Raw genomic sequence first — 6,139 nt, forward strand, 5'->3', positions numbered from 1 at the left:
GGCTTTCTGAGAAGGAAGCCTTTTTTTAATGCAACTTGGTTGCATTAAATTAGTTTGTGCAGCATAAGTTTTAATAAAAATTTAAAAGGGTGTGGTAACTTGAGTCATATTCATTTACCTGACGGTATAATACCTGTTTCATGGTGGCTAACAGGGTATGTTGTCACATTTATAGTAATGGCGGTGTTGCTAAAAAAATTTGATACTGATAGCATGCGAAAGAAGGTTCCCTTAACGGGTGTGGTTGCAGCAACTATGCTAATTGCTATGTCTATTCCTCTGGGGATTATTCCTTTGCATTTCAGCCTTGCAGTGTTGTGCGGTATTTTGTTAGGTCCTGGGTTGGGATTTATAACTGTATTCGTGGTCAATTTTATTTTAGCACTATTTGGGCACGGAGGTATAACAGTAGTAGGATTAAACACTCTGGTTATGGGATCTGAAGTGCTTGTAGGTTTTTATATATTTAATTTTCTCAAAGAGAGAATTAATTTGCCTCGAGCCACATTCACAACTACTGTAGCAGCCGTATTAGTTTCACTCAGTTTAATGGTAGGGATAGTAGGTGTTACGGCAGGTCTTAGTGAAACATTGCCTCATCATGATTGTGATCATACAAAGCATGTTGAGGTAGGTCATAGTCACGGGCATGAATGCTTTAGTGAAAAAGTGAGTGATATGCATTTTATCGCGTTTACTGGGTGGACTGCGATTTTAGTAATTTTAGCTACAGGTTTAGTATTAGAAGCAACAGTAGTTACTTTTGCAGTGAGTTATTTAGCTAAAGCCAGACCTGATCTCATATTTGACCATAAAGAAGAAGGAGTAGGATGATGCACTTAGCAGAAATCGATTATATATCTAACACACAAACCAGTATTTTTCATCAAGCTAAGGCTGCTTCTAAGGTGATTTTTGCAGTATTGATGTTGACAGCAATAATTTCAACAGCTGATGTTATTATATTAAGTCTAATATTGGCTGTGATCTTGACAATATTTGTTTTAGCTAAGATCCCTATTATAAAGATAGGCCATTTGGCATTATATCCGGCTTTTTTTAGCACTATTTTTGCGCTGATATATAGCCAAGGAGTATGGGAGGTAGGGTTACTTATAGTTTTAAAAGCCCTATGTGCAGCATTAGTAATGATTTTTCTAATAGCTACTACTCCTTATGTAGACCTTTTTTCTTTCTTAGCTCTTATTATGCCGCGGCTGCTAGTAGATATCTTTTTCTTTACATATAGAGCGGTTTTCGTACTTATTAGTAAAAGTGAAAATATCTTTAGAACTATAAGGCTTCGAGGTGGGTACAGACATATTTCTTGGTTGATAAACATAAGGTGTGCAGCTGGAATGGTTGGAATATTAATGCTTGAAGCAATTGCAATGGGAGAAAGGATGCATAAAATTTATTGCTTAAGAGGATATAGTGAGTTTGTGTCAGGGCCAGTGGATGTATGGCCTTTATGTTATAAAGATGTGCTGATGCTTACTTTAGGTGCTGCAGTGCTTACAGGGGTGGTGTTATTGTGAAATCAATTGTTAGAGTAAAGTGTCTTAAACATATTTATCCGGATAAAACTGAAGTTCAATTACATGGCTCTGATTTTATTGTAAATAAGGGGGAGCGGGTGGCAGTACTGGGGTCCAATGGAGCTGGAAAAACAACGCTCTTGTCCCATATTCTTGGATTATTAGTGCCTAGAGAAGGCAGTGTAGAGGTTATGGGCTTAAATCCTAATAAAAGTTTTTCAACCATTAGAAAAAAGGTAAGTGTAGTATTCCAGAATGTTGATGAACAAATAATTGGACCTAGGGTTTATGATGACATTGCCTTTACTTTGCGCAATGATTTAATCCCCAAAGAGGAAATAGAGCAAAGAGTACTAGAAGTAGCAAGGAGCATAGGAATCGAAAATATTCTTGATAAAATTCCTCATTATTTGAGCCTTGGACAGAAGAAAAAAGTGGCGTTAGCTGGAGCGATTGTTACAAAACCAGAGTTATTGGTTCTAGACGAACCCTTTGACTCTCTTGACCCAAAATCAAAAAGAGAAATGGTGCAGTTGCTAAATAGATTAAATAAAAGCCAAGGAACAGCTTTAATTGTTACAACTCACGATATTAATCTTGTGGCTGATATAGCTGATACGATTTATGTAATAAGTAAGGGAGTATTTATGACGAAAGGTACCCCTGAGGAGGTATTTTCCCAGATTGAAAGTCTTAAAAAGGCAAATATTGAGCCACCCATACTAGTAGAGCTGTTTACTAGGCTAAGAGACAGAGGATTTGACCTTTCGATTCCCTTTGACGTGGAGAAGGCGGAAGCTGAGCTTGTCAATTATTATAGCAACCAGGCTGTAGAGGAGAGATATAATGAAGCGAATAAATGCCGAGCAGCTACTTAAAAAAGCTAGGTTCAGAACAACTCCAGGCAGAGTTGCACTAATTGATATATTAATCAATGCTGAGGAGCCGTTAACGCAACAAGAAATCATGGAGAAATTCTCAAAAATTCAGATGAATTACGTAAGTGTATATAGAGCGCTAGAGGCTTTTGTGCAGCGGGGTATATTACACAAAATAGAAGGAGTGGATAGAGTCTGGAGGTTTGCCATAAATAACATTGGAAATGAAGAGCAAATTCACCCCCACTTTATATGTAAATCTTGTGGAAAAACCGAGTGTTTGCGCAGGATGGAGATCCCAACATTCCAACACTTAAAGCAGGGCTATATTATTGAGGAGCAGGAAATATTGCTAAAAGGATTATGTAATAGCTGTGTAAAGTAGATGACCACTACAGGAATTGGTATAACCATCCAGTGCTATAAAAGAGGAAATAAAGGTGAACTAGTTGAATATAGTCTGATGAACTAGTTATACAATTTATCAAGGAGTGAGGGACTTTGAGACGGCAACACTTTATTATAACAATTGTTCTTTTATTTACTATGATTTTTTCTTTTCAAAGTGAAAGTTATGGAGACCAGTATTATGAAGACGAGCTACAAAGTGACACAGTTAGGGGTAGAGTTATTGCAATTTTAGAAGGAGAAGCGCCAAAAGGCGGGGAAGAGCAGTATGACGGTTATGATATATTTACTCAGACTGCTCAGGTTGAGATAACTTCTGGGAAGTTTTCTGGAGAAGTTGTAAGAGTAGAGCATTCCCTGTCGGGCAACCCTGCCTACGATTTTTATATAGATGAAGGCGATGAGGTTTTGTTATGGGTAGAAACAAGAGATGATCAGCTAGTTAATGTATACGTAAGTGATTTGGCAAGAGATAATATTCTGATGTACTTAACAGGAATTTTTGTTGTTATGCTTTTGGTTATAGGAGGGCTAAAAGGTCTCAAGACAATTATTACCCTAGCTATAACCGGAGCTAGTATTATATTCGTTTTATTACCGCTGATTTTAGGTGGATTTAATCCAATAATGTCTACAATTTTAGTTTCTGCTGTGGTAACTGTAATATCGCTGACCATAATTTCTGGTTTCAATAAGAAGACGTTGGCTGCAATTATTGGAACAGTGGGTGGTGTAATAACAGCGGGAGTTATAGCTCTGCTTGTAGGTACAGCAGCCAATTTAACTGGGTTAAGTAACGAGGAAGCCCAAATGCTCATGTTTATACCTCAAGCTACGGACTTTGACTTCCAAGGTCTGCTTTTTGCAGGAATTATTATAGGGGCTTTGGGAGCTGTGCTAGATGTGGGGATGTCTGTAGCCTCTTCTATGGATGAAATACAGAAGGCCAACCCAAGTATGGCCAGGATAAACTTGATCAAGGCAGGTATGAACGTGGGAAGGGATATAATGGGAACTATGTCCAATACCCTTATTCTTGCATATACAGGTGGAGCCATGCCACTATTATTACTTTTTATGGCTTATGAAACTCCTTTTGCCCGAGTTATTAATATGGACTTGATAGCTACTGAAGTAGTTCGAGCCCTATCGGGGAGTATTGGGTTAATCCTGGCGATTCCAATAACAGCAATAGCAGCTGGCTTAATGATGGCCAAAAATAGATAGATGTTTAAAAATGCTTAATATTGACAAGTGAATTTATTAAATATATAATTAAAATTGATTTTTGTTTAAATGGGCGATTAGCTCAGGTGGTTAGAGTGCTAGCTTGACATGCTAGAGGTCACTGGTTCGAGCCCAGTATCGCCCACCAAATGTAGATAAAACAGTCCGAATTATGGGCTGTTTTTTTATTTGTTACTTTGCAGTTATGCAATTTCATTTGAATTATGAGGTTATAATTTTGAGAATGAAGATGCACAAAGCAATGAACTAGCATCCTATGGCTGACCAAGGGATTTGACCTTAAGTTGAAAAACTGATACGGGGAAGAAATTAAATAATTTCTCTAGTAATAACGCCTATTAGGGGAACTATTCGTCTCTTCCTTATATTGCAAATAAGTTCCTAATAAATAGTAGGAATTTCAATAAACGTGTCGAAGAATTGAATGCTAACTGCAATTTTTTGGAGAAATGGAGGCGTTTAAAATTACGGACTTAATTCTTAGAAAAGGCTATATCATAGATGGAAACACTGTCAAATGTTTAATAATCTTAAAAAATGGAGCCGAGGCTACTGGTACTGCCAAATCAATCTCAACAGAAGCAGAGGAAATAGCATATAGTCAGGCCATGGTAAAGCTGAGAAGTTATATTAAATGTCCAGATCGAATAGAGAGTTAGAGAATTAATGCTGCGCAGTAGACGGAAAATGCACACCATATTACAATTAAACACTGCAATAATAGGGATACTATTAACCCATTTTATATTTAGGGGGTATAGTAATCCACCCTTTGAGTTTGCCATATCTTATTAGATTATTAACATAATCAAGTTCGCTATAGGTTAGATTAGCAAAAAATTTTCTTAAGTTATCATTAGTGATAATTTCCGAAGAAGCTAGGGCATGCAGAGAGGTTGCGTTTTTCATTCCCTCTAAAATAGAAGTATATAAAAACCTATCTTCTATAACTTCAGGTGATTGTGGAGTTATAGTGACGTTTGTAAAGCTTTCAGGCAACTGAACTCCATAATTCAAGAGTTTTTTTTGCAAGTCGTCTGCTTGTTTCAGCAAAATGTTCAGCCCAGTTTCAACTATTGCTTTAAAATCAATATCATTTGTATAACTAACAGCAATTTGAGTTAACCTTATGTTGTTATGCCTTGAAACTAGGTGATCCCATAAATAATGTATTTCATTAATAGCTACCTTTTCATTGACATTATTAGGGAGATATTGGTAATGGGGCGGGAATACAATCCACTCTTTTATTTTAAGATATTTAATGTACTTATCAAGTCTTTGCAAATCCTTCTCAAATAAATTTCTCATGAACTGTCTAGCATCATCATTTAAAAGAGCATCTTTTAAAGTTTGTGCAAGTACAGAAATTTCAGCCCTGTAAAAAGAATATAGTAAATGGGAACTAACTCTGTCACGCATGGCTTCAGTGTTACCCGTTAGGTTCATATCTTCAGTGTTCGGTGGGGGAGCTGTAATAGAAAATTTTTCTAATAAGCTTTCCATCTGCTGATTCTCGGCTTTAATCAATTTTATATGAGTCTTTATAATATTAACGTATTCTATATCATGGCTAAAGTTTTTAACTAAGTTTAAAGTATCTATTAAAATATATCTATCGGCTAATATTGACCAATAGGAGTAGGCTTCTCTACAACTTATTTCTTGCTGCATTTGTTCAATCTTTTTTTGGGGTGTTATAACTTTCTTAATACTTTCAAAAATATTTCTTTTCAATGAAACTACCTCCACTTTTAAGTGCTTGGTGTTAGGATTCAGTTTGCCTACACTTGTTTTCAATACTATTTACTCTAATTATTATTTTTATATATTCAGGTTTTATACATACTCAGACTCCCTCTATAAAAACATTAAATTATGACGAGGCACAATAAATGAATACTACGCGCAACATAGAATTTATATTAGTCAGCATCTCTTAACTTATCAACAATAGTACTAAACTTAGTAACCTACATTCCCGGAAAGCTGTAACGATGAAAATGCTCTAAAGGCCGATAAATTAAGGATTTAATGGCCATTTTTCTTTCCTTTTTTCTCGTTATG

Annotated in this window: 7 protein-coding genes and 1 tRNA gene; 7 read left to right on the forward strand and 1 reads right to left on the reverse strand. The window is 36.1% G+C overall.

What is annotated here, in order from left to right; all coding sequences use genetic code 11:
* Positions 1-99: 99 nt before the first annotated feature.
* The 7 genes from GGQ84_RS11795 (at position 100) to GGQ84_RS11825 (ending at position 4,731) form a co-directional block, all read left to right on the forward strand.
* Positions 100-834 (forward strand): energy-coupling factor ABC transporter permease, encoded by a 735-nt coding sequence (locus tag GGQ84_RS11795; protein WP_429162882.1) that lies wholly within the window; start codon positions 100-102, stop codon positions 832-834.
* A complete protein-coding gene (locus GGQ84_RS11800) occupies positions 831-1,538 on the forward strand; it encodes an energy-coupling factor transporter transmembrane component T family protein (RefSeq protein ID WP_429162884.1) in 708 nt (235 codons plus the stop codon). Before GGQ84_RS11795 ends, GGQ84_RS11800 begins: the two co-directional genes overlap by 4 nt.
* A complete protein-coding gene (locus GGQ84_RS11805; protein WP_429162886.1) occupies positions 1,535-2,416 on the forward strand; it encodes an energy-coupling factor ABC transporter ATP-binding protein in 882 nt (293 codons plus the stop codon). Before GGQ84_RS11800 ends, GGQ84_RS11805 begins: the two co-directional genes overlap by 4 nt.
* Positions 2,385-2,801 carry a Fur family transcriptional regulator gene (locus GGQ84_RS11810; protein ID WP_429162888.1) on the forward strand — a complete coding sequence of 139 codons (417 nt, stop codon included), beginning with the start codon at positions 2,385-2,387 and terminating at the stop codon, positions 2,799-2,801. Before GGQ84_RS11805 ends, GGQ84_RS11810 begins: the two co-directional genes overlap by 32 nt.
* 116 nt (positions 2,802-2,917) lie before the next feature.
* Positions 2,918-4,051, forward strand: a complete 1,134-nt coding sequence (locus GGQ84_RS11815) for a YibE/F family protein (RefSeq protein WP_429162889.1) — start codon at positions 2,918-2,920, stop codon at positions 4,049-4,051.
* 71 nt (positions 4,052-4,122) lie between these two features.
* Positions 4,123-4,199: transfer RNA gene (locus GGQ84_RS11820), tRNA-Val, on the forward strand.
* 322 nt (positions 4,200-4,521) lie between these two features.
* A complete protein-coding gene (locus GGQ84_RS11825) occupies positions 4,522-4,731 on the forward strand; it encodes a hypothetical protein (protein ID WP_429162891.1) in 210 nt (69 codons plus the stop codon).
* A gap of 73 nt (positions 4,732-4,804) precedes the next feature.
* Here GGQ84_RS11825 and GGQ84_RS11830 read toward each other — a convergent pair whose 3' ends face one another.
* Complete coding sequence (locus tag GGQ84_RS11830; RefSeq protein ID WP_429162892.1) at positions 4,805-5,809, reverse strand: DUF3231 family protein; 1,005 nt, start codon at positions 5,807-5,809, stop codon at positions 4,805-4,807.
* Positions 5,810-6,139: the final 330 nt, after the last annotated feature.

It is taken from the genome of Desulfitispora alkaliphila, from assembly GCF_050433185.1.
Taxonomy (GTDB): Bacteria; Bacillota; Desulfitisporia; order Desulfitisporales; family Desulfitisporaceae; genus Desulfitispora; species Desulfitispora alkaliphila.

Bases quoted from the DNA above. Each gene is read 5' to 3' on its own strand.
- GGQ84_RS11800 (WP_429162884.1), top strand. From the start codon at position 831: ATGATGCACTTAGCAGAAATCGATTATATATCTAACACACAAACCAGT.
- GGQ84_RS11825 (WP_429162891.1), top strand. From the start codon at position 4,522: ATGGAGGCGTTTAAAATTACGGACTTAATTCTTAGAAAAGGCTATATC.
- GGQ84_RS11810 (WP_429162888.1), top strand. From the start codon at position 2,385: ATGAAGCGAATAAATGCCGAGCAGCTACTTAAAAAAGCTAGGTTCAGA.